The sequence below is a fragment of the Pseudonocardia abyssalis genome, from assembly GCF_019263705.2.
GTDB classification, from domain to species: Bacteria; Actinomycetota; Actinomycetes; order Mycobacteriales; family Pseudonocardiaceae; genus Pseudonocardia; species Pseudonocardia abyssalis.
In genome coordinates this window covers 1,455,849-1,480,606 of sequence record NZ_JADQDK010000001.1, presented here as the reverse complement: position 1 = coordinate 1,480,606, position 24,758 = coordinate 1,455,849, and the positions used below count along the sequence as shown (strand labels likewise).

The following is a 24,758-nucleotide window of genomic DNA, read 5'->3' as shown; positions in this document are numbered from 1 at the left end:
GCCCAGTGTGCACGTCCACCCCGACATGATCGAGGCTCGGCCGTGATGAGATGTGACGGGACGGACCGGGACGGGTGGACGCGCTGGGGGCTGCTCGTCGGGCTCACCGCGGCCGTCACGCTGGGGATCGCCGCGTTCGGCGTCCCCTCCCCCGCGCTGTTCGGCGGGCTGCTCGTCGGCACGGTGCTGGCGCTGGCCGGACGGGCACCCGAGCACGTCCCGGGCGGTGCGACGACCGTCGCGCAGGCCGTCATCGGCGTGGTCATCGGCCTGCTCGCCCGGCCGGGCACGCTCGGGGCGGTCGCGCAGAGCTGGCTGCCGGTGCTGCTGGTGGCCGTCGGCACGCTCGCGGTCAGCATGGCCGCCGGGTTGCTGATGGGCGTGCGGCGCGGCGTCACCCCGCTCACCGGGATGCTCGCCCTCACCGCGGGCGGCGCGTCCGGACTGGTGGCCGTGGCCAGGGAGCTCGGCGGGGACGAGCGGATGGTCGCGGTCGTGCAGTACCTGCGGGTCGGGATCGTCACCGCGACGATGCCGGTCGTGGCCGCGCTCGCGTTCGGGGCCACCGTCACCGGCGGCGCCGACCCCGGCACGGGCCCGGGAGCGCCGTGGGCCGTCGACCTGGGGTTCCTCGCCGTGTGCGTCGCGGCCGGGCTGGGGATCGCCCGTCTCGTCCGCGTGCCGGCGGGCGGGCTGCTCGGGCCGATGGCGGTGGCCCTCGCGCTGAGCCTGACCGGCGTGACGTTCGGGGCCGCCCCACCCGTGCTCGTCGTCGAGATCGCCTACGCGGTGATCGGCTGGCAGGCCGGCGTGCGGTTCACCCGGACCGCCCTGCGCACGGTCCTCGGCGCACTGCCGCTGGCCACGGCGCTCATCGCGGCCGTCGTCGTGGCCTGCGCCGGACTGGGCCTGCTGCTGTCCGCCCTGACCGGTGTCACCCCGCTGGAGGGCTATCTCGCGACCACCCCCGGCGGGGTCTACGCGGTGCTCGCCACCGCCATCTCCGCGGGCGGCGACGTGACGTTCGTGGTGGCGGTGCAGGTGATCCGGGTGCTCCTCATGCTGCTCGTGGCCCCGCTGCTGGCCGGCCTGGTGGGCCGGCTCGGACCGTCCCCGGGGTGATCGCCGCGACGCGAGGTGTCGGCACCGCGGGACCGGGGTAACCCTTCGGCGACATCCGATGGACGACGGGAGAACCCCATGGCAGCCGACGACAAGGTCGACCACAAGGCCGAGGAGCTCAAGGGCAAGGTCAAGGAGGGCGTCGGCAGCGCCACCGGTGACGAGAACCTCGAGAACCAGGGCCGTAACGACCAGGCCAAGAGCAACCTCAAGCAGGCCGGCGAGAAGGTCAAGGACGCCTTCAAGAGCTGAGCGTCCGCACGCGGGAGGGGCCCCGGTCGACACGACCGGGGCCCCTTTCCGCGGGCGAGCCGTCGGGGTGACGGGCTAGCGTCGGCGCCATGACCGCGATCGCCACCTTCTCCCTCGTCGCGCTCGACTGCCCGGACCCGTCCGAGCTGGCCCGGTTCTACGGGGCCATCACCGGCTGGGAGGTCGACGGGAGGCCCCCCGAGCTGGTCGGGGAGGACGACGGCTGGGTCCAGCTGAGCGCCCCCGGCGGCGGGGCCACCATCGCCTTCCAGAAGGTCCCCGGGCACCGGCCCCCGCAGTGGCCGGGCACCGAGCACCCCCAGCAGGCCCACCTCGACTTCGACGTGCCCGATCTCGACGCCGCCGAGGAGCGCCTGCTCGCGATCGGCGCCCGCAGGCACGAGGTCCAGCCCGGTGAGACGTTCCGGGTCTACCTCGACCCGGCCGGGCACCCGTTCTGCCTGGTGCTCGCATGAGCACGACCGAGATCACCACGCTGGAGGAGCTCGACGAGCTGATCGGCACCCCGCTGCCGTGGATCGCGGACAAGGCCCGCGACCGGCTCGACCCGATCGACGTGGCGTGGATCGGGGCGTCGCCGTTCTGCCTGGTGTCCACGAGCGCTGCCGACGGCACCTGCGACGTCTCCCCCAAGGGCGACCCCGCCGGCTTCGTCCGCGTCCTCGACGACCGCACGCTCGCGATCCCGGAGCGCCCGGGCAACCGGCGCATCGACGGTTACCGCAACATGGTCACCAACCCGCACGTCGGCCTGCTGTTCGTGGTGCCGGGGCGCACCGACACGCTGCGCGTCAACGGGCGGGTGCGCGTGATCCGCGACGCGCCGTACTTCGACGACATGGTCGTGAAGGGCCACCGGCCGCTCCTGGCCGCCGAGGTCACGGTGCAGGAGATCTTCTACCACTGCGCGAAGTCGTTCCTGCGCTCCCACCTGTGGCAGCCCGACCACTGGCACCCCGAGGACCTGCCGTCGCGCGCGCAGATCGTGCAGGCCCTCGAGCGACGGTCCGACTCGCTCGAGGAGGTCACGAGCTACTACGAGAGCCCGGCCTACGCCGACGGGCTCTACCGGCAGAACCTCTAGGAGTGTCGCAGAAGCTCCGGCCGTAGCCGGCGGCCGAGCTTTCAGCGCGCTCCTACGGGGCTTCGCGCACCGCGTCCAGCCGGGCCCGCGCCGCCGCGGGGTCCGGGGTCCGGTCGCGGCCCGTGCCGTCGAGCAGCTCCACCGCGTCGTCGACGGCCCGGCGCAGCCGGCCCACCTCGGCGGCGCGCAGGGCCAGCTCCGTGTGCATGGACCACAGGTCGACGAACACCGCCACCTTCGACCGCAGCACCCACGGGTCGAACGGCTTGGTGATGTAGTCGACCGCCCCGGCCTGGTAGCTGCGGAACGCCAGGTGCGGGTCGTAGTCGACGGCGGTGAGGAACAGGATCGGGATGTGGCGGGTCCGCTCCCGCTGCTTGACGTGCCCGGCCGTCTCGAAGCCGTCCATGCCGGGCATGTGGGCGTCGAGCAGGATCACCGCGTAGTCGCCGGTGAGCAGCCGTTTGAGGGCGTCCTCCCCGCTGGTGACCGACTCGATCTCGATCGGCAGCCCCTCCAGGATCGCCTGCAGGGCCAGCAGGTTCTCCCGCCGGTCGTCGACCGCGAGCACGCGCGCGATGCTCATGACGCCTCCGCCGGAGAGATCACGTCGACGGGGCTCACGATGCCACCCGCCCCGCCACCCACGACGCCATGAGCACGAGCAGTTCGTCGAGGTCGACCGGTTTCGTCACGTAGTCGGTGGCTCCCGCGGCCAGGCTGGACTCGCGGTCGCCCGGCATCGCCTTCGCCGTCAGGAACACGACCGGGAGGCCGCGGCCCTGCGGCAGGGCGCGGATGCGTCGGGTGGTCTCGTTGCCGTCGATGTCGGGCATCATCGCGTCCATCAGGACGACGTCGACATCCGGGTGCTCCGTGAGCATCGCGATCCCGTCGTGGCCGTTCTCCGCGTACAGCACGGTGAGCCCGTGCAGCTCCAGCGCGCTGGTCAACGCGAACACGTTGCGCACGTCGTCGTCGATGATCAGGACGGTGACGCCGGCCAGCCCGGCGACCGGCCGGGCGGTCGGGCCCGCCGAGCGCAGGATCGGGGCCCTGCCGTCCGGCCGGGTCCCCTCCCCCGGCGGCGCCGGGTCCGGTGCGGTGCGCCGCGGCGCGATCCGCGCCGTCGAGGTGACGGCGGGCAGCTCGTCGGGCAGGTACAGGGTGAACTCCGATCCCCGCCCCACCTCCGACGACACGTCGATCCGCCCGCCGAGCAGCCGGGCCAGCTCCTTGCTGATCGACAGGCCCAGGCCGGTGCCGCCGTACTTGCGGCTGGTCGTGCCGTCGGCCTGCTGGAACGCCTCGAAGATCATCGCGAACTTGTCCTCGGGGATGCCGATGCCGGTGTCGCGTACCGAGAACGCGATCACGTGCCGGGCCGCGTCCAGCGGCGGGACGCCGTAGACCGTGCCGGACGGGGCGCGGGACATCGTCAGCGTGACGCTGCCCGCCGCGGTGAACTTCATCGCGTTCGACAGCAGGTTGCGCAGGATCTGCTGCAGCCGCTGGGCGTCGGTGGTGATCGTGTCGGGCAGGTCGGCGGCGGCCCGCACCCGCAGCTCCAGGCCCTTGTCCTCGGTCTGGGGCCCGAACGCGTGGGTGACGTGGCCGCGCACCTCCGCCAGGTCGACGACCGCGGAGTCGACGTCGACCCGCCCGGCCTCGATCTTGGACAGGTCGAGGATGTCGTCGATGAGCACCAGCAGGTCGGACCCGGCCCCGTGGATCGTGCTGGCGAACTCGATCTGCCGGGCGGTGAGGTTGTCGTCGGCGTTGTCGGCGAGCAGGCGCGAGAGCAGGAGCAGCGAGTTCAGCGGGGTGCGCAGCTCGTGGCTCATGTTGGCCAGGAACTCCGACTTGAACTGGTTGGCCAGCGCGAGCTGCTGCGCCTTCTCCTCCACTCCGCGCCGGGCGGCGTCGATCTCCATGTTCTTGATCTCGACGTTGCGGTTCTGCTCGGAGAGCTGCTCGGCCTTCTCCTCCAGCTCCGCGTTGGCGCGCTGCAGCTCCGCCGACTGGTCCTGCAGCTCCGTGGCCAGCCCCTGGCTCTGCTTGAGCAGCTCCTCGGTGCGGCGGTTGGCCCGGATCGTGGCCAGCGCGACGCCGATCGCGCCGACGAGCCGCTCCAGGAACGCCAGGTGCAGCGCGGAGAACGGGGTGACCGACCCGAACTCGATGACGCCGAGCGACTCGCCCTCGAACGGCACCGGCAGCACCACCACCGCGCGCGGTGCCGCGACCCCGACGCCCGAGCGGACCGGGAGGTAGTCGTCGGGGACGTCGGTCATCAGCACGGTCTCGCCCGTCGCCGCCGCCTGCCCGACCAGCCCGTCGCCCGAGCGCACCGCGACCGGCGGGTCGTCGACGGCCATCGCGTACCCACCGGTGAGCACCCACCGTCCGTCCGGGCCCGACCGGTCGGCGTCGACGCGCGCCGCACCTTCGCTCCGCGGCGTGGCCAGGAAGAACGCCCCCACCTGCGCCCCCACCAGCGGCGCGACCTCGTTCATGATCATCTGACAGACCGCGCGCAGGTCCCGCTGACCCTGCAGCAGGCCGCCGATGCGCACGAGGTTGGAGTCGAGCCAGCCCTGGTCGGCGTTGGTCGTGGTGGTCTCGCGCAGGGCCCCGATCATCATGTTGATCGTGTCCTTGAGCTCGGCGACCTCGCCGAGCGCGGCCACCCGGATCTGCTGGGTGAGGTCGCCGCTGGCGACCGCGGTGGAGACCGCGGAGATCGCGCGCAGCTGCGTGGTGAGCGTCGAGGCGAGCTGGTTGACGTTCTCGGTGAGGTCGCGCCAGGTGCCGGACACGCCCCGGACCTGCGCCTGCCCCCCGAGCTTCCCCTCGGTGCCGACCTCGCGGGCCACCCGGGTGACCTCGTCGGCGAAGGACTGCAGCTGGTCGACCATCGTGTTGACCGTCGACTTGAGCTCCAGGATCTCCCCGCGCGCGTCGACGGTGATCTTCTGCGACAGGTCCCCCCGCGCCACCGCCGTGGTGACCTGCGCGATGTTGCGCACCTGACCCGTCAGGTTCGACGCCAGCTCGTTCACGTTCTCCGTCAGGTCGCGCCACGTCCCCGCGACGCCCTTCACCTCCGCCTGGCCGCCGAGCTTCCCCTCGATGCCCACCTCCCGGGCCACGCGCGTGACCTCGTCGGCGAAGGACTGCAGCTGCCCGACCATCGTGTTGACGGTGGTCTTGAGGTCCAGGATCTCGCCCCGGGCGTCGACGGTGATCTTCTGCGACAGGTCCCCCTGCGCGACGGCCGTGGTGACCTGCGCGATGTTGCGGACCTGGCGGGTGAGGTTGGACGCCAGCTCGTTGACGTTCTCGGTGAGGTCCCGCCACGTCCCCGCGACGCCCTTCACCTCCGCCTGGCCGCCGAGCTTGCCCTCCGTGCCCACCTCGCGGGCCACCCGGGTGACCTCGTCGGCGAAGGACTGCAGCTGGTCGACCATCGTGTTGACCGTCGACTTGAGCTCCAGGATCTCCCCCCGCGCGTCGACGGTGATCTTCTGCGACAGGTCCCCCCGCGCCACCGCCGTGGTGACCTGCGCGATGTTGCGCACCTGACCCGTCAGGTTCGACGCCATGTAGTTGACGTTGTCGGTGAGGTCGCGCCACGTCCCCGCGACGCCGCGCACCTGCGCCTGACCGCCCAGACGCCCCTCGGTGCCCACCTCCCGGGCCACGCGCGTCACCTCGTCGGCGAAGCTCTGCAGCTGGTCGACCATCGTGTTGACCGTCGACTTGAGCTCCAGGATCTCCCCCCGCGCGTCGACGGTGATCTTCTGCGACAGGTCCCCCCGCGCCACCGCCGTGGTGACCTGCGCGATGTTGCGCACCTGACCCGTCAGGTTCGACGCCAGCTGGTTGACGTTCTCCGTCAGGTCGCGCCAGGTGCCCGACACGCCCCGGACCTGCGCCTGCCCCCCGAGCTTGCCCTCCGTGCCCACCTCGCGGGCCACCCGGGTGACCTCGTCGGCGAAGCTCTGCAGCTGGTCGACCATCGTGTTGACCGTCGACTTGAGCTCCAGGATCTCCCCCCGCGCATCGACCGTGATCTTCTGCGACAGGTCCCCCTGCGCGACCGCCGTGGCGACCTGCGCGATCCCGCGCACCTGGTCGGTGAGGTTCGTGGCCATCAGGTTGACCGCGTCGGTGAGGTTCTTCCAGGTGCCCGCGACGCCCGCGACCTCGGCCTGCCCGCCGAGCTTCCCCTCGGTGCCCACCTCGCGCGCCATGCGCGTGACCTCGTCGGCGAACAGCGCGAGCGTGTCGGTGAGCGAGTTGATCGTGTCGGCGAGTGCCGCGACCTCACCCGCAGCCGTCACCGTGATCTTGCGCGACAGGTCGCCCTGGGCGATCGCGGTGGCGGTGGTGGAGATCGAGCGCACCTGGTCGGTGAGGTTCGACGCCATCGTGTTGACCGAGTCGGTGAGCGCCCGCCAGGTGCCCGCGACCCCGCGCACGTCGGCCTGGCCGCCCAGGCGCCCGTCGGTGCCGACCTCGCGCGCCACGCGCGTGACCTCGACGGCGAAGCTGGAGAGCTGGTCGACCATCGTGTTGACCGTGCGGCCGATCCGCAGGTACTCCCCGCGCAGCGGGCGGCCCTCGATCTCCAGGGCCATGTGCTGGGACAGGTCGCCCTCGGCGACGGCCTCGATGACCCGCGCGATCTCCGCGGTGGGCCGCGCCAGGTCGTCGATCAGGGAGTTGACGGCCTGCGCGCCCGTGGCCCAGCCGCCGTCGTAGGACTCCTCGTCGAGGCGGTCGGACATCCGGCCCTCGCGCCCGACGACCCGCCCGATCCGCAGCAGGTCGCGGTTGCGCCGCTCCTGCATCCCGACCATCTCGTTGAACTGGTCGACGACCTCGCCCGCTGCCCCCTCGCGCCGCGGGAGCCGCACGTCGAACCGGCCGCGCCGCACCTGACCCAGTGCGTCGGCCAGCTCCCGGAGGAGGTCGTCGCCGTCCCCCGGCCCCGTCGATCCCGGGGCATCAGCCCGGGTCCTCTTCGCCGTCACGACGTCCTCCCTGCGCGGCCGTCATCGGTGACGACGACCCTAGTGCAGACCCATCCGCCCCACGGAGCACCGTCTCGGCCCGCCGGGCACACTGCACGGATGCCCGGACCGACCGAGCGGCGGATCCGTCTGCCGCCCGACCCGCGTTCCCCCGGTCAGGCACGCCGGATGCTCCTCGACGCGCTCGGCGCCCCCGAGTTCGAGGCCGTCGTCGACACCACGGTGCTCCTGGCCAGCGAGCTGTGCGAGAACTCGGTCCTGCACGCCGGCACCGAGTACGAGGTGGAGCTGCGGGTCACCGAAGCCGAGGTGACGGTCACGGTGAGCGACCGCGGGGCCGGCCCGCTGGAGGTGCACCTCGCCCGCCCGCGGCGGCTGTACGGCCGCGCGTCGACGCACGGTCGTGGGCTCACGATGCTGCAGCGGCTCGCCTCGGTGTGGGGCACCCGGCACGAGGCCGACGGCACCCACCGGACCTGGTTCAGCGTCCTGCGCACCCCGGCGCGGACCGCGCCCGCACGGCCCGCCGAGACGGGCGGGTCCGGCCCGGTCCCGGTCGGGTCCGATCCCGAACGCACCCGCTGGCTGCTGCACGTCCCGACCGGGTTGGCCGACCGGCTCGAACCCGCGGAGTTGGTCGCCGAGCTGGCGCGGCGGCTGCGCGAGGTGCTCGACGCGCGATCCGTCGTCGTGGAGGTCGACGACGGGGACGGCACCGGGCTCAGCGAGCTCGCCCGCTCCGGCGTCCCCGGCCCCGAGGGCGGGCTCGAGGTCGTGCTCCCGACGACCGCACCGCTGCGCGGGCTGCTGCGCGTCACCGGCGGGGGCTCGGACGCGCCGGGCCGCGAGCTGGCCGAGCTGGTGGCGCACCGCGTCGCGATGGCCGTGGAGTCGGCGTGGCTGCGCGGGGTCGACCAGCGCAGGCGCGCCTGGATGACCTACCTCGCCGAGACCAGCGAGCTGCTCTCCCAGTCCCTCGACGTCGAGCTGGCCGTCGCCGTCGTCCCGCAGGTGGTCGTGCCGCGGCTGGGCCAGTGGTGCGCGGTGCACCTCGCCGACCCCCTGGGCCGGCTGCGCCTCGCCGCCCTCACCCACGCCGACGAGGACGAGCTGCCCGAGCTGCGGGCCGTCCTGGACCCGGGCGGGCGTCCCGGCCTCGGCGGGGAGCTGAGCGACCGGCTCACCGCCCTGCTGCGCGACGACGGGTCGACGATGCGGTTCGCGATGCCGACCGACGGCGTCGCCGTGGCGCTGCGGGCCCGGGGCCGCACGCTCGGCACCCTCGTCGTCGGCCGGCCCGACGGGCGTCCGCACTCCCCCGAGGACGTCGTCCTGATCGGTGACATCGCCCGCCGCGCCGGGCTCGCGATCCACAACGCGCAGAGCACCGCGGCGCACGTCGACGTCTCCCAGGCGCTGCAGCAGGCGCTGCTCCCCCGCGCGCTGCCCGTCGCACCCGGTCTGGACTTCGCCGCGCAGTACCTCCCGGCCACCGCAGGCACCGACGTCGGCGGCGACTTCTACGACGTCCTCACCATCGACCCCGCCCACTGGCTGGTCTCCATCGGCGACGTCTGCGGCAAGGGCGCGCGGGCCGCGGCGCGCACCGGGCTGGTCCGCGACGTCCTGCGGGTGCTCGTCCGCGACGGGCGGACGCTCTCGCGCGCCGTCGAGCTGCTCAACGACGTGATGATGGACGCCGACGATCCGCTGCAGTTCTGCACGCTCGCCGCGGCGCAGGTCAGCCGGCCGGGCCCCGGCGAGGCCCCGGGCTTCGACGTCGACCTCGTGCTGGCCGGGCACCTGCAGCCGGTGCTGGTGCACCGCGGCGGGACCGCGGAGCTGATCGGGGAGTTCGGCACCGCCGTCGGGCTGGTGCCGCAGGTGCAGCTCACCGCCACCCGGCACCGCCTCGCACCCGGCGACACGCTGCTCGTCTACACCGACGGGGTCACCGAGCGGCGCCGCGGACGCGAGCAGTTCGGCTCCGACCGCCTCCTCGCCGCCGCGGCCGCCGCGGCCGGGCAGCCCGCCGCGCAGCTGGTGGAGGCCGCGCGGGCCGCCGTCGAACGGTTCTCCTCCGACCCGCGCGACGACGACATCGCGCTGCTGGCGGTCCGGGCACTCCCATAGGCGGGCGTGGCGGGGCTCACCGCCCGGATCGGTCGGCCCCGCGCGGTACAGGGGGCACCCTGGAGCCACGACGGCCGCCGACCCGAGGAGGAGAGCTGTCCACGTCCCCGCGGATCCGGTCCGGTCCCGCCGTCGCGCTGGTGCTGTTCTGCCTGGCCGTCGGCGTGCCCGCCACCGTCGCGCTGACGCCCGGCCAGGACCTGGTCGCGTTCGGGCAGCAGATCACCGTCGGAGCGCGGTCGCCCGACCTCAGCGTCGCCGGTCCCGCGCAGGTGGTGCAGGTCGGCAACACCGCGTTCGACGTCGAGCGCCTGCGCGTGTGGGGGCCGCTGCGGCCGCAGCTCACGCTGGGCCCGGTGCAGCGCAACGCCGCCGCGCAGGCCGCGCTCGACCCGGAGGCGGGACCGCGGCTGCGGCGCGAGGCCGTCGACGCCGTCACCGGCGGGTTCCTCGCCTGGTACCTGTGGGGCGCGGTCCTGCTGGTCGCGTTCACGCTCGCCGCGTCCGCCGGTGCGGCGGGGCTGCGCACGCTGCTGGTGCTGCGCGCGGAGAGCCGCCTGCCCGGCGGGCAGCGGACGCTCCCGGAGATCTGGTCGCACTGCGTACGGGGGGCCGGGCGGATGACCGCCGCCGCCGTCGTCGCCTCCGTGCTGGCCTGGGGCACGGCCGGGGCGCTGGCCTACGCGGGGGCGGCGGGCGGGCTGGGTTCGGTGGCGTCGCTGTCGCAGCTGGTCGGCGCCCGGCACCTGCCCCCCGAGCCGGTGGGTCCGCCGATCGCCGGGTTCGACGGGGCCGTGATCGGCGACTCGCGGGCCGCCCGGCTCGGCGGCCCGCCGCTGCCCGACGGATCACCCGACGACGTCGCGTGCCGGCGGAGCACCGACTCGCTCGCCGAGCAGATCGCCGCGCTGCGCGGCGACCGCGTGCTCAACCTCGCCTGCCCGTCGGCGACCGTGACGGCCGGCCTGCGCGGCCCGCAGGACGAGGGCGGGCGGACGCTGTCGCCGCAGGTCGGGCTGCTCAGGCAGCTGCAGGGGCTCGACTGGGTGGTGGTCACCGTCGGACCGAACGACGTGGGCTGGATCGACTTCCTGCTCTACTGCTACGGAGTGCCGGACTGCGCCGACAACCTCACCCAGGGCGAGTTCGACTACCGCCTCGCCGCGTTCGACCGCGTCTACGGGGACCTGCTCATCGACCTCAACGACCTACCCGGCCGACCGCAGATCATCGTCATGACCTCCTACGACGCGTTCCCCCCGGACGGGGTCCCGTCGGACGTCCCGTGCCCGGACAGCCGCGGGCCCGAGGAGTTCCCCGGACTCGACGCCGAGAAGATCGCCCTGCTCGACGAGCGCAACCGGGCCGTCAACGAGATCCTCACCGCGGGTGCGCAGGCGTACGGTTTCGACGTGGCCCGCCCGGTACTGCGCCCGCTGTGCGGATCGGTGCGCGCGGGGCTCGGCCCGGACCTGCAGGGTCTCGCCGACCCGTTCCCCTTCCACCCGACGGGGGTCGGGTCGCTGCGGATGGCGGCGGCGGTGACGCCGCTGCTCGACCCACCGGCCCCCCGGGGCGGCTAGGTGGCGGCCCCGTGGGTGCTGCACGTCGACCTCGACCAGTTCATCGCCGCGGTCGAGGTCCTGCGGCGGCCCGGCCTCGTCGGGCTCCCGGTCGTGGTGGGCGGTCGCGGTGACCCCACCGAGCGGGGCGTGGTCGCGACGGCGTCCTACGCCGCGCGCGAGCACGGGATCCGCTCGGGGATGCCGCTGCGCACGGCCGTGAAGCGCTGCCCGGACGCGGTGTTCCTGCCCGCCGACAACCCCGCCTACGACGTCGCCTCCGCCGGGGTGATGGACGCGCTCCGTGCCCTGCCGGGCGTCGTCGTCGAGGTGATGGGGTGGGACGAGGCGTTCCTCGGCGTCGACACCGACGACCCCGAGGCGTTCGCCGCGCACGTGCAGGCGCAGGTGTACGCGGCCACGTCCCTGCGCTGTACGGTCGGGATCGGCGACAACCTGCTGAGGGCGAAGATCGCGACCGGGTTCGGGAAACCCGCCGGGGTCTTCCGGCTCACCCGCGGGAACTGGTTCGCCGTGATGGGAGACCGGCCGACCCGCGCGCTGTGGGGCGTCGGGGTGAAGACCGCGCGGAAGCTCGCCGACCGGGGGCTGCACACCGTCGCCGACCTCGCCGCGGCCGACCCGGCCGCGCTCGCCGCCGACCTCGGCCCGGCGAGGGGTCCCTACCACGTGCAGCTGGGCCGGGGCATCGGCCGGGAACGGGTGGACGGCACGCCGTGGGTGCCGCGCTCGCACGGGCGCGAGACGACGTTCCAGGCCGACCTCGAGGACTGGGCCGACGTGCGCACCGAAGTCGCCGGACTGGCCCGCACGGTCGCGGGCGAGCTGGCGGGGCGGCCGGCGCGCCGGGTCGGCGTCACGGTCCGGTTCGTCCCGTTCACCACGCGGACGCGCAGCGCGACGCTCCCCGCCCCGACGCTGGACGCCGACGTGCTGGCCGCGGCCGCGGCCGGGGTGCTGGACCGGTTCCCGACCCGCCGCGCCGTGCGACTCGTCGGGGTGCGGGCGGAGTTCTGAGCCGGGCCTACTTCCCGGGCAGCAGCTCCGCGGCCGGGCTGCCCTCGGCGACGCGGACGACGAGTGCTCCGGCGTCGACGCGGACCGACATCTCGGTGACGTCGCCGATCGGGTCGCCGTCGATCTGGGACGCCTGCGGGTCCTCCGCGGTGATGAGGACCTCCTTCGCCGTCCAGTGCTCCACGCGCTCGTGGCCACGGCGCCTGCGGCTGATCACGCGCGCGGCGACGGCGACCCAGCCGGGGATGCCCTTGGGGGCCAGGTTGACGATGTCGAGCACCCCGTCGTCGACCTCGGCCTCGGGCATGAGCACGAGCCCCCCGAGCAGCGTGCCGCTGTTGCCGACGAGCACGGTGCGGGTGCGGCGACGCAGGTCCTCGCCGCCGTCGAGCCGGATCGTCACCTTCGTGCGCCGCCCGCGCATCGCCCGCAGCCCGGACACGACGTAGGCCAGCGGCCCGACCTTCGCCTTGAGCGCCTCGGGGGTGTTGCCCATGACCTCGGCGTCGAAGCCCGTCCCCGCCATCACGAGGAACACCCGCTCGTCGGACTCGCCGTCGACGCGGACACGGCCGATGTCGATCGCGCGGTCGTCACCGGTGAGCGCGACCCGGGCGGCGGCGGCCATCTCCAGCGGCGTGCCCAGCGTTCGGGCGAGCAGGTTGCCGGTGCCGGCGGGGAGCAGACCCATCGCCACCCCGGTGCCGGCCAGCGCCTCCGCGACCGACCGCACGGTGCCGTCGCCCCCGCAGGCCATGACGACGTCGACACCCTGCTCGACGGCCTTGCGCGCCTGCCCCGTGCCCGGGTCGTCGACGGTGGTCTCGATCCACAGCGGCTCGGCCCAGCCCAGCTCGATGCACAGCCCGGCGATGAGCTCACGGGTGTCCGACTCGACCTTGGTGGGGTTGGCCACGACCGCGGCGAGGGGCCGGTCCTCGGGATCGGCCGCGAAGGGTTCGGCCGGGGATTCGGAACGGCGGTTGCGCACGGCGAAAGCTAGCAGGGTCCCGAGGAGCAGCACGAAGAGGATGACGACGACCAGCCAGGTCGCCCCGGAGGTGGACACGGGCGCACTGTATTCGCCCGCGTCCGCCCCCGATCAGCCGGAGAGTCCGGCTGTGACCAGCGTCGCCGGGTCGGAGAACGGCAGCTCGAGGTCGTGCGCGACCTGCAGGTTGGTCAGCGCGCCCTCGTGGGTGGACAGACCCTGCGCGAGCGCGGGGTCGGCCCGTACGGCGTCGGCCCAGCCCAGGTCGGCGAGGCGCAGGACGTAGGGCAGCGTCGCGTTGGTCAGCGCGTAGGTCGACGTGTGCGGCACCGCGCCGGGCATGTTCGCGACGCAGTAGAAGACCGAGTCGTGCACGCGGTAGGTCGGGTCGGTGTGGGTGGTGGGGTGGGAGTCCTCGAAGCAGCCGCCCTGGTCGATGGCGATGTCGACGAGCACCGAGCCGGGCTTCATGCGGCGGACCAGGTCGTTGTTCACCAGCCGCGGCGCGCGGGCGCCGGGGACCAGGACGGCGCCGATCACCAGGTCGGCGGCCAGGCAGGCGTACTCGATCTCGTGGGCGTTGGACACGACCGTGCGCACGCGCCCGGCGAAGCGGTCGTCGAGGTCGCGCAGCTTCGCGATGTCGAGGTCGAGCACCGTGACCTCCGCGCCCATCCCGACGGCGATCGCGACGGCGTTCTGCCCGGACACCCCGGCGCCGAGGACGACGACGTTCGCCGGGCGGACCCCGGGGACCCCGCCCATCAGGACGCCGCGGCCGCCCGCGGCGCGCATCAGTGCACCCGCGCCGGCCTGCGGGGCGAGGCGGCCCGCGACCTCGCTCATCGGGGCGAGCAGCGGCAGCGCGCCGTCGGCGGTGCGGACGGTCTCGTACGCGATCGACGTGGTGCCGGAGTCGAGCAGCGCCTGCGTGCACTCCCGCGACGCGGCGAGGTGCAGGTAGGTGAACAGCACCTGCCCGCTGCGCAGCCGGTGGTACTCCTGCTCGATCGGCTCCTTGACCTTGAGCAGCAGGTCGGCCGCCGCCCAGACCTCGTCGGCTCCTGCGGCGATGCGCGCGCCCGCGGCCTCGAAGTCGGCGTCGGAGAGGGAGCTGCCGAGCCCGGCGCCCCGCTCGACGAGCACGTGGTGCCCGTGCCGGGTGAGCTCGTGCGCCCCGCCGGGGGTCAGGGCGACGCGGTACTCGTGGTTCTTGACCTCGCGGGGCACACCGATTCTCATCGTTCCAGAGTGAGGATCCTGCCAGTACGCTGCAACCGAACCGCAGATCATTCTCACAGAGGTCCCCGTGCCACTGCCTTCTGCCGTCCCGCGGCCCCTACAGCCCGGCTCGCCGCAGGATTTTCGGCTCGACGACACCGACCGCGCGATCGTCGCCGCGCTGCGGGCCGACGCGCGGGTGTCCAACAAGGACCTCGCCGACCTCGTCGGCATCGCGCAGTCGACCTGCCTGGCCCGCGTCCGCGCCCTGCGCACCCGCGGGGTGATCCGCGGGTTCCACGCCGACATCGACCCCCGGGCACTGGGTCACGACCTGCAGGCCATGATCGCGATCCGGCTGCAGCCCGACGCCCGCAACGCGATCGTCGAGTACACCGCCCGGCTCACCCGCTACCCCGAGGTGCTGGAGGTCTACTTCCTCGCCGGGGCCAACGACTTCCTGGTGCATGTGGCCACGGCCAGCACCGACGAGCTGCGGCGGTTCGTCGGCGAGCAGCTCAACCGGGACCCCGCCGTCGCGGGCACGGAGACCAGCCTGATCTTCGAGCACACCCGTGGGGACCGTCCCTGAGTCAGCGCGGGTCGTCGGGGGCGGTCTCGTCCGGCGGGCCCAGTGGGCACTGCATCCAGGCCACGTCGTGCCACTGCCCCGCCTTCCACCCCACCCGGCGGTAGGTCCCGGCGGGCTCGAACCCGAGCGCCCGGTGCAGGCCGGCACTCGCGGCGTTGGGCAGGGTCATGCCGGCGAACGCGGTGCGGTAGCCGCGGGCGGCCAGGCGCGGGAGCAGCTCCGCGTAGAGCGCCCGGCCGCCACCGGTGCGGCGCAGCCCGGTCTCCAGGTAGACGCTGACCTCGCAGGACCAGCGGTAGGCGGACCGCGCGGCGAACCGGCCGCCGTAGGCGTAGCCGCGCACGCCGGACCCGTCCGTGAGCACCAGCCAGGCGTGCGTCCGTTGCGCGGCGGCGATCCGCCCGGCCATCTCCGCGGCGGTGGGCGGATCGGACTCGAACGAGATCGCCGTACCCGTGACGTAGGGGGCGTAGATCGCGGCGCAGGCCGCCGCGTCGTCCTCGATCGCATCACGCACGGTCATGGCCCGATAGTAGCCATCAAGGCACTATGGTGACACCCGTGTCCGACCGGCTCTCTCTCGCGCTCGCCGCCGTGCTCTACGCGGCCCGCACCTCCCGCGACCTCTCGGCAGCCGCCCTCGCGGAGCGGTCCGGGGTGTCCCGCACCATGATCGGGAAGATCGAACGCGGCGAGGCGCAGCCCACCGCAGCCCTGCTCGGGCGCCTGTCCGGGGCGCTGGGGATGACGCTGTCCGAGCTGGTGGCGAGGGCGGAGGGCACCGGTGGGCGGCTGGTCCGGGCCGCCGACCAACCCACCTGGACCGACCCGGACAGCGGCTACCGACGGCGGGCCGTCTCGCCCGACCCCGGCGGGCCGCTGGAGCTCGTCGAGATCCACCTGCCCGCCGGCGCCCGGATCGCCTACCCCACCGAGTCCTACGCGTTCCTGCACCACCAGATCTGGGTGCTCACCGGCACGCTGCACTTCGAGGAGGGCGAGGTGTTGCACGAGCTGGGAGTGGGTGACTGCCTGCAGCTCGGTTCGCCGCAGCCGTGTGCCTACGTCAACCCGACCGACCACGACTGCCGCTACCTGGTGGCACTGGCCCGCCGGAGCTGAGCCCGCGACCCGGGGCGGAACACCCGACTCGAGGGCGGTAACGGAGCGACTCGCGGGCGGAGAAGGCGCGACTCGCGGAACACGCCCCCCTCCCGCGAGTCGCGGTATCCACGCCCGCGAGTCGCTTCTCACCCGCCCCCGAGTCGCCGGATCCCCGCCCGCGCGGGAAGGTGACACCATGCGCGTGTTGGTGACCGGTGCGTCCGGGTTCGTGGGTGGGCGGCTGTGTCCCGCCCTCGAGGAGGCCGGCCACGAGGTCTCGGCGATGACCCGGCGCCCCGAGAGCTACCGCGGCGCGGGCACCGCCGTGCCGGGCGACGTCCACGACGCCGCATCGCTGGCCGAGGCCCTGTCCGGGCAGGACGTCGCCTACTACCTGGTGCACTCCCTCGACGACCCGCACTTCGCCGAGCGCGACGCGGAGGCCGCGCGGACGTTCGGCAAGGCCGCCGCCGACGCCGGGGTCTCGAGCATCGTCTACCTGGGCGGGCTCGGCGACGACGCCGACGACCTGTCCGAGCACCTGCGCAGCCGCCGCGAGGTGGAGAAGATCCTCGGCGAGGCGGGGGTGCCGGTCACCGTCCTGCGCGCCGGGATCATCGTCGGGCACGGCGGGATCTCCTGGGAGATGACGCGCCAGCTCGTCGAGCACCTCCCGGCGATGATCACGCCGCGCTGGGTCCGCACCCGCACGCAGCCGATCGCCGTCGCGGACGTCGTGCGCTACCTCGTCGGGGTGCTGGAGGTACCCGCCACGGAGGGCCGCGCGTTCGACATCGGCGGCACCGAGGTCCTCGAGTACGTCGAGATGATGCGCCGCGTGGCCGTCATCGAGGGCCGCACGATGATCGTCGTGCCGGTGCCGCTGCTGTCGCCGCAGCTCTCGTCGCGGTGGTTGTCGCTGGTCACCGACGTCGACGTGCAGACCGGCCGCTCCCTGATCGACTCCATGTCCAACGAGGTGGTCGTCCGCGACCCCGCCATCCGGGAGCTCGTCCCGTTCGAGCCGATGGACTACGACGACGCCGTGCTGGCCGCACTGGGCGACCGGGCACGAGCCGCGCGGGAGAAGAAGTGACGGTCACCCGGTTCCTGCCGCACTGGCTCGCGGAGAAGGTGCCGCGCGACCACCGGGAGTCCGACGCGAAGTTCCGCCGCCGCCGCCGGGTCGTCGCGGCTACGTCGCTGGCCGGGGCCGGGATGCTCGGCGCCGGCCTGTCGACGAAGCCGGACTCCCCCGCCTTCTACGGCATCACGCTCGGCACCGCGGCCACCTGGCTGATCGGCGGGCTCGCCTCGGGCAAGCTGCACCTGGGCTGGATGCAGTACGGCGAGAACCTGCGCCGCCCGCTCGTCACGCCGGTGCTGCTGGGCGTCGGCGCGTTCGGTGCGTTCTACGCCGCCGCGCTCGTGGCCAAGCGGATCCCGGTGCTCGACCGGGCGATCTCCTCGATCCTGCAGTACGCCGACCAGGGCAGCAACGGGCTCGTCGTGCTCACCACGCTGGCCAACGGCGCGGCCGAGGAGGTCTTCTTCCGCGGTGCGCTGTACGCGGCGGTCGGCGAGCGGCGGCCGATCGTCGCCTCGACCGGGGTGTACATGCTCGCCACCGTCGCCACCCGCAACCCGGCGCTCGTGCTCGCGTCGGGCGTCATGGGGGCGCTGTTCGGGTTGCAGCGCCGATCGTCCGGCGGGATCCAGGCGCCGCTGCTCACGCACCTGACCTGGTCGTCTCTGATGCTGCGCTACCTGCCGCCGCTGTTCCGAGACTCCGCCGGCGGCGCCGACACGAACTCGCCCAGTGCGGCGATCAGACGGTCGACGTCGCAGTCGTCGGTGTAGGGCGCGAGCCCGATCCGCAACGACCCGCCGTCGCCCAGGCCGAGGTGCCGCGACGCCTCGATCGCGTAGAACGAGCTGGCGGGAGCGTTGACGCCCCGCTCGGCGAGGAAGCGGTAGGCCTCCGCCGGGTCCCGCCCGTCGAACCCGACCAGCAGGGTGGGCGTGCGCCGGGCCGCACGTGAGTACACGGTGACGCCGGGCAGCGCGGCGAGTGCGTCCTCGATCCGGTGGCGCAGGCGGTCCTCGTGGGCCTCGACCGCCGTCATCGACGCGGTGAGCCGCTCGCGCCGGGTGCCGTCGCCGGGAACGAGACCGGCCAGGAAGTCGACGGCCGCGGTGGTGCCGGCGAGCAGTTCGTAGGGCAGCGTGCCGAGCTCGAAGCGCTCCGGCACGGCGTCCGAGGACGGCAGCAGCTTCGCGGGGCGCAGCGTCTCCAGCAGCGCCGGTTCGGCGGCGAGCACCCCGCAGTGCGGGCCGAGGAACTTGTACGGGGAGCACGCGTAGAAGTCGGCACCGAGTTCGGTGACGTCGATCGGGGCGTGCGCGGTGAGGTGCACCCCGTCGACGTGGACGAGCGCGCCCGCGCCGTGCGCGCGGTCGGCGATCTCCCGGACCGGGGGGCGGGTGCCGATGAGGTTCGACGCACCCGTGACCGCGACGAGCCTCGTGCGGTCGGACAGCAGCGGGGTGACGTCGTCGAGCTCCCCGGTGGCGGGGTCGAAGCCGAGCCACCGCACGGTCGCGCCCACGGCCTCCGCGGCGATCACCCAGGGCCGGATGTCGGCGTCGTGGTCGAGGCGGGTGACGACGACCTCGTCGCCCGGGCCCCATCCCGCGGCCAGCGTGCGGGCGAGGTCGAACGTCAACGCCGTCATGCTGCGGCCGAAGACGATCCCGCCCGGGTCGGCGCCGAGGAGGTCGGCCATCGCGGCCCGCGCGGCGAGGACGATCGCGTCGGCGGTGCGCTCGGCGGCGGTGATCGTGCCGCGGTTGGCCAGCGGGGAGGTCATCGTCTCGGCGACGGCCTGCGCGACGACGTCGGGCACCTGCGAGCCGCCGGGCCCGTCGAAGTGCGCGTACCCGGCCTTCAGGGACGGGAAGTGGTCACGGACCGAGGCGACGTCGAAGCTCACGCGCCTCACCCTGCCACGACGCGGCGCAGCAGCGCCTCGCACGCGTCGACGGTCGGCGTGCCGCGGGCGAGCAGGGCCTGCAGGGTGAAGCCGTCGACGGCGGCGGTGAGGGCGTCGGCGGTGAGGGGGTCGAACCGGCCGTGCAGGGCGGTGCGCAGCAGCCCGATCCACTCCGCGCTGCGCGCCCGCAGCTGCTCGCGGCGCAGGCCGGCGGCGTAGAGCTCGTAGTCGAGCACCGTGCGGGCGGTGTGCTCGGTCAGGTAGCCGACGGTCATCTCCGCGAGGGAACGGCACACCTGCTCCGCGGTGGCCCCGGTCGGCAGGTCGGCGTCCCAGTCGTCGATGCGCCCGCGCGAGTGCTCCAGCGCCACCGCGACGGCGGCGAGCAGCAGGTCGTCGAGGTCGCGGAAGTAGTAGGTGGTGGACCCCAACGGCACGCCCGCGTGCGCGGCGACGGCCCGGTGGGTGATCGTGTGCAGGCCGTCACGGCCCATCAGGTCCACGGCGGCGGCGACGATCCGGTCGCGGCGGCCCGGGTCGTTGGGACCCCGGCTCACAGGTTGATCACCACGACCCCCGCCGCCACCAGCGCGATCCCGACGACCCCGCCCGGGCCGACGTGGTCGCCGAACAGCAGCACCCCACCGAGGGTCACCACGACGCTGCCGACGCCCACCCACACCGCGTACGCGAGGCCCAGCGGGAGTGTCAGCAGGGCACGGGAGAGCAGGAACAGCGTCACGCCGAACCCGGCCAGCGCCGCCGCCCCGATCCACGGGTGGGCGAAGCCGTCGGAGGCCTTGAGCAGGAGCGTCGAGCAGATCTCGGCCCCGATGGCGCCGGCCATCGGCCACCACGGACTCGACCTCACAGCGTGCCGGACAGGTTCAGCAGGACCACGCCGCCGACGATCAGCGCCACCCCGGCCACGCGGGAGACGGTGATCCGCTCCCCGAACACCACCCGCCCGACCAGGGTGAGCAGCACCGCCGCTCCCCCGCCCCACACGGCGTGGATGACGCCGACGGGCAGGTACTCCATGAGGAGCCCGAGCGCGACGGTCGCCACCCCGTACCCGAGGAGCGTGCCGACCACCGGCCAGGGGCGCCGGAACCCCAGCGACAGCTTCAGCGAGGTCGACCCCACCACCCCCGACACCACGGCCAGGACCAACAACGCGTACGCCACCGCAAGCACCCCACAGACCTGATATGTACAACTGTACACACCCTGCGTGTCCCCCGCTCCGACCCGCGAGTCGCTGTTCCTGCGCCCGCGAGTCGCTGGATCCGCGCCCGCGAGTCGCCGGATCCGCGCCAGCGAGTCGCTGTCCCTGCGCCTGCGGTTGGCCGCACCATCCCCGGCGGGTCGGGCCGACTGCGCGCGACGCGTAGACGAGTCGAGTCGGCGTCCGCTCATGATCGCTCCGAGAGGTGCGGTGTCGCCGTTCGGAGGGCCGTGACGCACGTGTCGTGACGATCTTCAACGGGCGGCCGTGGAGGAGAAGCAGCCACAGGCACCGATTCAGCGACTCGCGGGTGCGGATTCGGCGACTCGCCGGGTGCGGATTCGGCGAGTCCCGGCTGAGGACCTCTCGAGCGACAACGGACGACTCACGGGCGGAACAACAGCGACTCGCGGGGCGCACGATCAGCGACTCGCGGGCGCACGAACAGCGACTCGCGGGCGGGAATGGCGCGACTCGCGGGTGGGGAACCGGGGGCGGGGGGCCCGCGCGGCGGGGGCATGATCAGCGGCATGCTCGAGTGGTCGTTGCTGAGCGGCCCGCTGCCGGGGGTGGTCCTCGTCGCCGGCGCCACGGGGCTGGTGCTGCTCCTCGCCGCCCGCGGGCGCCGCTGGTGGGGGCGGGCCGTGCCGGTCGTGCTCGTCTCCGCGGTCGCGCTCACCGCCGCCGCGGTGTTCGTCGTCGACGTCGTCTGGCAGCCCTTCCCCGACCCGATCCCGCTGCTCGTGGTGCTCGCCGTCGGGGTGGGGCTGGTCGCGGCGGGGCTGGCGGTGGCCCGGTTCCGGTGGTGGTCTCCGGTGGCCGCGGTGCTCGTGGTCCTGGCTGCGGCGCAGGGCGTCAACGGCTACTACCAGGAGTTCCCGACGGTGCGCACCGCGCTCGGGTTGGCGGCAGCCGACGTCCTGCCCTTCGCCGACGTCGCGGCGCGCCAGCGCCAGTACGTCGGGACCCGGGGCACGCCGCTGGAGAACGGGTGGCGCCCGCCCGCCGACATGCCCGACGCGGGCGTCGTGAGCCAGGTCGACATCCCGGCGACGACGTCCGGCTTCCCCGCCCGCCCCGCCTGGGTCTACCTGCCCCCGGCCTACCTCGGCTCGACGCGCGCGCAGCTGCCCGTGCTCGTGCTCCTGTCCGGCCAGCCCGGCTCCCCCGACGACTGGCTCACCAGCGGCGAGCTCGCCCAGCGCGCCGACGCCTACGCCGCCGAGCACGACGGGCTCGCCCCGGTGGTCGTCCTGCCCGACCACCTCGGCGACCCGCTCGCCAACCCGTTGTGCGTCGACTCCCCGCTCGGCAACGCCTTCACCTACCTCACCGTCGACGTCCCCGCCTGGATCCGCTCGACGCTGCAGGTCACGCCGGGAGGCTGGGCCGTGGGCGGGCTGTCCAACGGCGGCACCTGCTCGCTGCAGCTCGCCGTCAACGCCCCCGACCTGTTCGCGACGTTCGTCGACATCTCCGGCGAGGACGCACCCACCCTCGGCGACCGCACGCAGACGATCGCGGAGGCGTTCGGCGGTGACGAGGCCGCCTACCGGACCGTCAACCCGCTCGACGTCCTGGCGACGCGGCGGTTCCCGGCCACCGCGGGCTACCTGGTCGGAGGGCTGCAGGACACCGTCTATCTCCCGCAGGCGGAGGAGGTCTTCGCGGCGACCCAGGCGGCCGGGATGGACGTGGAGTTCCGTCCCCGCCCCGGCGAGCACACCTGGGAGGTCTGGGGCCCTGGACTCGGCGACGCACTCCCCTGGCTCGGAACCCGACTGGGGATCACCTCGTGAGCATCGTGCAGACACTCGTGCGCCGCGCTCCCCTGACGATCGCGTTCACCGTCATCGCCGTCGTCGCGGGGATCCTCACCGGCAGCATCCCGAACGGCCCCGGCCAGGGCGTGCTCGACGCCGTCGGAACCGGGGTCGGCCCGCTCGGCGCGGGCCGCTGGTGGACCCCGCTCACCGCGATCGCGTTCTGGGGCGGCCCGGCCGGGCACCTGGTGACAGCCGCGCTGGTGCTCGGGGCCGGGGCGGTAGCCGAGCGCCGGATCGGGGCTCTCCGGACGGCCGCACTGCTGGTCGGGACGCAGGTCGTCGGGACGCTGCTGTCGGTGGGCGCGATCGCCGCCGGATCGGCCGCAGGCGGCGCGTGGGCGGGTGAGCTGGCGGCGCAGGTGGCCGTCGGCGGGGCGCCGGGCGCGGTCGGACTGCTGCTCGCCGTGAGCCACGCCCTGTCCGCTCTGTGGCGGCGCCGGATCCGGTTGGTGCTGCTCGTCGGCGTCGTGATGCTCGTCGCCTACTCGGGGGAGCTGACCGACTCCCTGCTGCTCACCTCCGCGCTGACCGGCGTCCTGGCCGGTCCGCTGGTGCTGCGCGGGGTGGCGACGCACCGGACCGGGTCCTCGTCGCGGTCGGAGGGGCGCGTGCTCGTGGCGCTCGTCGTGGCGGCGTCGGCGGTGGGCCCGGTCGTCGCGGCGATCGCGCAGGCCCCGATCGGGCCGCTGTCGGTGCTGCAGTTCGTGGTGCTGTCGCCGCCGCCGGACGCCGCGACCGTCCAGCAGATCTGCGCCACCGCGGCCACCGACGTCTGCCGGTCGCTGCAGGCCCAGCTGCGCCTGTCCGGGATCGGGCCGGCGATCGCGTCGGCGATCCCGGTGCTGCTGCTGCTCGTCACCGCGGAAGGGCTGCGACGGGGCCGGCGCGCGGCGTGGGTCGCCGGGATCGCACTGAACCTGCTGCTCGCCGTGCTCGGGCTGCTGCTCGCGACGCAGGTCGCCGCGACCCCGGCCGAGCAGCTCGTCGTCTACGGGGGCGCGCCCGGTGCGCGGCAGGTCCTCGCGCTGGTCCTGCCCCCGCTGGTGCCACTCGCGGTCGCCGTCCTGCTCGTCCTGACGCGGGCGCGGTTCGCGGTGCGTGCGCCGGCGGGCACCTACCGGCGGCTCGGGATCGTCGTCGCGGGCGCGTTCGTCGTCGTCTCGGTGGCGTACGTCGGCGGCGGCACTCTCGCCGCCGACGGCTTCGACCGCCCGCCGTCGACCGGTGAGCTGGCCGCCGACCTGCCGCTGCGCTTCCTGCCGCCGGGCTACCTCGGCGAGGTCGAGCCGGGCTTCCTGCCGCAGGAACTGCTGGCGACGCTGCTGTTCGAGTGGACCGGCGTCGTGTTCTGGCTGGTCGTGGCGGCGGGGCTGCTGCGATCGTTCGTGGCGTCGCGGCCCGAGGGCGCATCCGAGGACGCCACCCGCGCCCGCGACCTGCTGACCAGCACCGGCGGATCCCACCTCGGGTGGCTCTCCACGTGGCCGGGTCACTCCTACTGGTTCGGTGCCGCGTCCACGGCAGCGGACGGCGCCGCGGTCGCCTACCGGGTGATCGGCGGCGTCGCGGTCACGACGGGTGACCCGATCGGCCCGGCCGACGCGCGGGCCGCCGCGGTCGGCGGGTTCGCCGCGCACTGCGCCGGGCGGGGCCTCACCCCGGCGTTCTACAGCGTCACCGAGCAGACCCGCGTGGCGTGCGCGGCCCTGGGGTGGAGCGCGGTGCAGGTCGCCGAGGAGACCGTCATCCCGCTGCCCGACCTGGCGTTCACCGGGAAGCGCTGGCAGGACGTGCGCAGCGCGCTGAACCGCGCCACGAGGAACGGCACCACCGCCGAGTGGATCACCTACCGGCACGCGCCACTCGCCGTCACCGAGCAGATCCGGGCGATCAGCGAGGAGTGGGTCGTCGACAAGGGGCTGCCCGAGATGGGCTTCACCCTCGGTGGCCTCGACGAACTCGCCGACGACGACGTGCGCTGCCTGGTCGCCGTCGACACCGACCGCACGGTGCTCGGCGTCACGAGCTGGCTCCCCGTCCACGACGGGGGCGAGATCGTCGGCTGGACGCTGGACTTCATGCGCCGCCGCTCCGGCACCCACGGGATCATGGAGTTCCTCATCGCCTCGGCCGCCCAGACCTTCCGCGACGAGGGAGCGCGGTTCGCCTCGCTGTCCGGCGCGCCACTGGCCCAGCTCGAGCCGCAGCAGGCCGACGGGCTCCAGCGCGTCCTCGACGTCGCCGGGCACGCACTCGAGCCCGTCTACGGGTTCCGGTCGCTGCTGGCGTTCAAGGCGAAGTTCCAGCCCACCTACGAACCCCTGTTCCTGGCCTACCCCGACCCGGTCGCACTGCCCGCGATCGGGGTCGCCCTCGGTCGCGCCTACCTCCCCGACCTGACCGCTCGTCAGTCCGCCCGGCTCGTCGCACGCATGCGGGAGGGTCGCCCGGACACGTGAACGGGCCACGGCGACCGACCGTCGCGTGCACCGGGCCGACCGGCGCAGGCCAGGCAACCCGCCGGGAGTTCGATTTCCCGGCTAGTACCCTCG

The 24,758-nt window shown here is 74.1% G+C and carries 22 protein-coding genes; 13 read left to right on the top strand and 9 right to left on the bottom strand.

Annotated features, from left to right (window positions below; all coding sequences use genetic code 11):
* Positions 1-45 precede the first annotated feature (45 nt).
* The 4 genes from I4I81_RS07075 to I4I81_RS07060 all read left to right on the top strand — a co-directional run bounded on the left by I4I81_RS07075 (position 46) and on the right by I4I81_RS07060 (position 2,479).
* Entirely contained in the window at positions 46-1,122 is a 1,077-nt protein-coding gene (locus I4I81_RS07075) for an AbrB family transcriptional regulator (RefSeq protein WP_218603911.1), read from the top strand.
* Positions 1,123-1,200: 78 nt separating this feature from the next.
* On the top strand, positions 1,201-1,374 hold the full coding sequence (locus tag I4I81_RS07070; protein WP_218603912.1) for a CsbD family protein: 174 nt from the start codon (positions 1,201-1,203) through the stop codon (positions 1,372-1,374).
* An 89-nt stretch (positions 1,375-1,463) separates the two neighbouring features.
* Positions 1,464-1,850: a VOC family protein gene (locus tag I4I81_RS07065; protein ID WP_218603913.1), complete on the top strand. Its 387-nt coding sequence runs from the start codon at positions 1,464-1,466 to the stop codon at positions 1,848-1,850.
* On the top strand, positions 1,847-2,479 hold the full coding sequence (locus I4I81_RS07060; protein WP_218603914.1) for a pyridoxamine 5'-phosphate oxidase family protein: 633 nt from the start codon (positions 1,847-1,849) through the stop codon (positions 2,477-2,479). The genes I4I81_RS07065 and I4I81_RS07060 overlap by 4 nt, the downstream gene beginning before the upstream one ends.
* Before the next feature lie 52 nt (positions 2,480-2,531).
* On the opposite strand, the gene I4I81_RS07055 is transcribed toward I4I81_RS07060, so the two are convergent.
* Both I4I81_RS07055 and I4I81_RS07050 read right to left on the bottom strand, forming a co-directional pair.
* Positions 2,532-3,065 carry a response regulator gene (locus I4I81_RS07055; RefSeq protein ID WP_218603915.1) on the bottom strand — a complete coding sequence of 178 codons (534 nt, stop codon included), beginning with the start codon at positions 3,063-3,065 and terminating at the stop codon, positions 2,532-2,534.
* 34 nt (positions 3,066-3,099) lie between these two features.
* Positions 3,100-7,518 carry a HAMP domain-containing protein gene (locus tag I4I81_RS07050; RefSeq protein ID WP_226363800.1) on the bottom strand — a complete coding sequence of 1,473 codons (4,419 nt, stop codon included), beginning with the start codon at positions 7,516-7,518 and terminating at the stop codon, positions 3,100-3,102.
* A gap of 99 nt (positions 7,519-7,617) precedes the next feature.
* On the opposite strand from I4I81_RS07050, the gene I4I81_RS07045 reads away from it, so the two are divergent.
* From I4I81_RS07045 to I4I81_RS07035, 3 genes are all read left to right on the top strand, one after another.
* Complete coding sequence (locus tag I4I81_RS07045; protein WP_218603916.1) at positions 7,618-9,651, top strand: SpoIIE family protein phosphatase; 2,034 nt, start codon at positions 7,618-7,620, stop codon at positions 9,649-9,651.
* A gap of 140 nt (positions 9,652-9,791) precedes the next feature.
* The gene (locus tag I4I81_RS07040) at positions 9,792-11,234 is read left to right on the top strand and encodes an SGNH/GDSL hydrolase family protein (RefSeq protein WP_218615899.1); all 1,443 of its coding nucleotides are present in this window, start codon (positions 9,792-9,794) and stop codon (positions 11,232-11,234) included.
* Complete coding sequence (locus I4I81_RS07035) at positions 11,235-12,251, top strand: DNA polymerase IV (protein ID WP_218605419.1); 1,017 nt, start codon at positions 11,235-11,237, stop codon at positions 12,249-12,251.
* Between the two features lie 7 nt (positions 12,252-12,258).
* Here I4I81_RS07035 and I4I81_RS07030 read toward each other — a convergent pair whose 3' ends face one another.
* On the bottom strand, positions 12,259-13,320 hold the full coding sequence (locus tag I4I81_RS07030) for a diacylglycerol/lipid kinase family protein (protein WP_218605418.1): 1,062 nt from the start codon (positions 13,318-13,320) through the stop codon (positions 12,259-12,261).
* A 33-nt stretch (positions 13,321-13,353) separates the two neighbouring features.
* The gene (gene ald, locus I4I81_RS07025; protein ID WP_218605417.1) at positions 13,354-14,484 is read right to left on the bottom strand and encodes an alanine dehydrogenase; all 1,131 of its coding nucleotides are present in this window, start codon (positions 14,482-14,484) and stop codon (positions 13,354-13,356) included.
* A 67-nt stretch (positions 14,485-14,551) separates the two neighbouring features.
* Between ald and I4I81_RS07020 the strand changes: the two genes are divergently transcribed.
* Positions 14,552-15,055, top strand: a complete 504-nt coding sequence (locus tag I4I81_RS07020) for an Lrp/AsnC family transcriptional regulator (RefSeq protein WP_218605416.1) — start codon at positions 14,552-14,554, stop codon at positions 15,053-15,055.
* A 1-nt stretch (position 15,056) separates the two neighbouring features.
* On the opposite strand, the gene I4I81_RS07015 is transcribed toward I4I81_RS07020, so the two are convergent.
* The gene (locus I4I81_RS07015; protein WP_218605415.1) at positions 15,057-15,578 is read right to left on the bottom strand and encodes a GNAT family N-acetyltransferase; all 522 of its coding nucleotides are present in this window, start codon (positions 15,576-15,578) and stop codon (positions 15,057-15,059) included.
* A gap of 38 nt (positions 15,579-15,616) precedes the next feature.
* Here I4I81_RS07015 and I4I81_RS07010 point away from each other — a divergent pair, with 38 nt between their 5' ends.
* The 3 genes from I4I81_RS07010 (at position 15,617) to I4I81_RS07000 (ending at position 18,019) form a co-directional block, all read left to right on the top strand.
* Positions 15,617-16,177, top strand: a complete 561-nt coding sequence (locus tag I4I81_RS07010; protein WP_218605414.1) for a helix-turn-helix domain-containing protein — start codon at positions 15,617-15,619, stop codon at positions 16,175-16,177.
* Positions 16,178-16,355: 178 nt separating this feature from the next.
* Positions 16,356-17,255, top strand: a complete 900-nt coding sequence (locus I4I81_RS07005) for an NAD(P)H-binding protein (RefSeq protein ID WP_218615898.1) — start codon at positions 16,356-16,358, stop codon at positions 17,253-17,255.
* Positions 17,252-18,019, top strand: a complete 768-nt coding sequence (locus I4I81_RS07000; RefSeq protein WP_226363799.1) for a CPBP family intramembrane glutamic endopeptidase — start codon at positions 17,252-17,254, stop codon at positions 18,017-18,019. The genes I4I81_RS07005 and I4I81_RS07000 overlap by 4 nt, the downstream gene beginning before the upstream one ends.
* Here I4I81_RS07000 and I4I81_RS06995 read toward each other — a convergent pair.
* Genes I4I81_RS06995 through I4I81_RS06980 form a run of 4 tightly spaced genes read right to left on the bottom strand, consistent with a single transcriptional unit; the run spans position 17,923 to position 20,340 of the window.
* Positions 17,923-19,152 (bottom strand): cysteine desulfurase-like protein, encoded by a 1,230-nt coding sequence (locus I4I81_RS06995; protein WP_218606034.1) that lies wholly within the window; start codon positions 19,150-19,152, stop codon positions 17,923-17,925. The genes I4I81_RS07000 and I4I81_RS06995 overlap by 97 nt on opposite strands.
* Positions 19,153-19,157: 5 nt before the next feature.
* Entirely contained in the window at positions 19,158-19,709 is a 552-nt protein-coding gene (locus tag I4I81_RS06990) for a TetR/AcrR family transcriptional regulator (RefSeq protein WP_218606035.1), read from the bottom strand.
* Positions 19,706-19,999, bottom strand: a complete 294-nt coding sequence (locus I4I81_RS06985) for a DMT family transporter (RefSeq protein ID WP_218615897.1) — start codon at positions 19,997-19,999, stop codon at positions 19,706-19,708. Before I4I81_RS06985 ends, I4I81_RS06990 begins: the two co-directional genes overlap by 4 nt.
* A gap of 20 nt (positions 20,000-20,019) precedes the next feature.
* The gene (locus I4I81_RS06980) at positions 20,020-20,340 is read right to left on the bottom strand and encodes a DMT family transporter (RefSeq protein ID WP_218615896.1); all 321 of its coding nucleotides are present in this window, start codon (positions 20,338-20,340) and stop codon (positions 20,020-20,022) included.
* Positions 20,341-20,910: 570 nt separating this feature from the next.
* Here I4I81_RS06980 and I4I81_RS06975 point away from each other — a divergent pair.
* Both I4I81_RS06975 and I4I81_RS06970 read left to right on the top strand, forming a co-directional pair.
* A complete protein-coding gene (locus tag I4I81_RS06975; protein ID WP_218615895.1) occupies positions 20,911-22,179 on the top strand; it encodes an alpha/beta hydrolase in 1,269 nt (422 codons plus the stop codon).
* Positions 22,176-24,665, top strand: a complete 2,490-nt coding sequence (locus I4I81_RS06970) for a bifunctional lysylphosphatidylglycerol flippase/synthetase MprF (RefSeq protein ID WP_218605786.1) — start codon at positions 22,176-22,178, stop codon at positions 24,663-24,665. Before I4I81_RS06975 ends, I4I81_RS06970 begins: the two co-directional genes overlap by 4 nt.
* Positions 24,666-24,758: the final 93 nt, after the last annotated feature.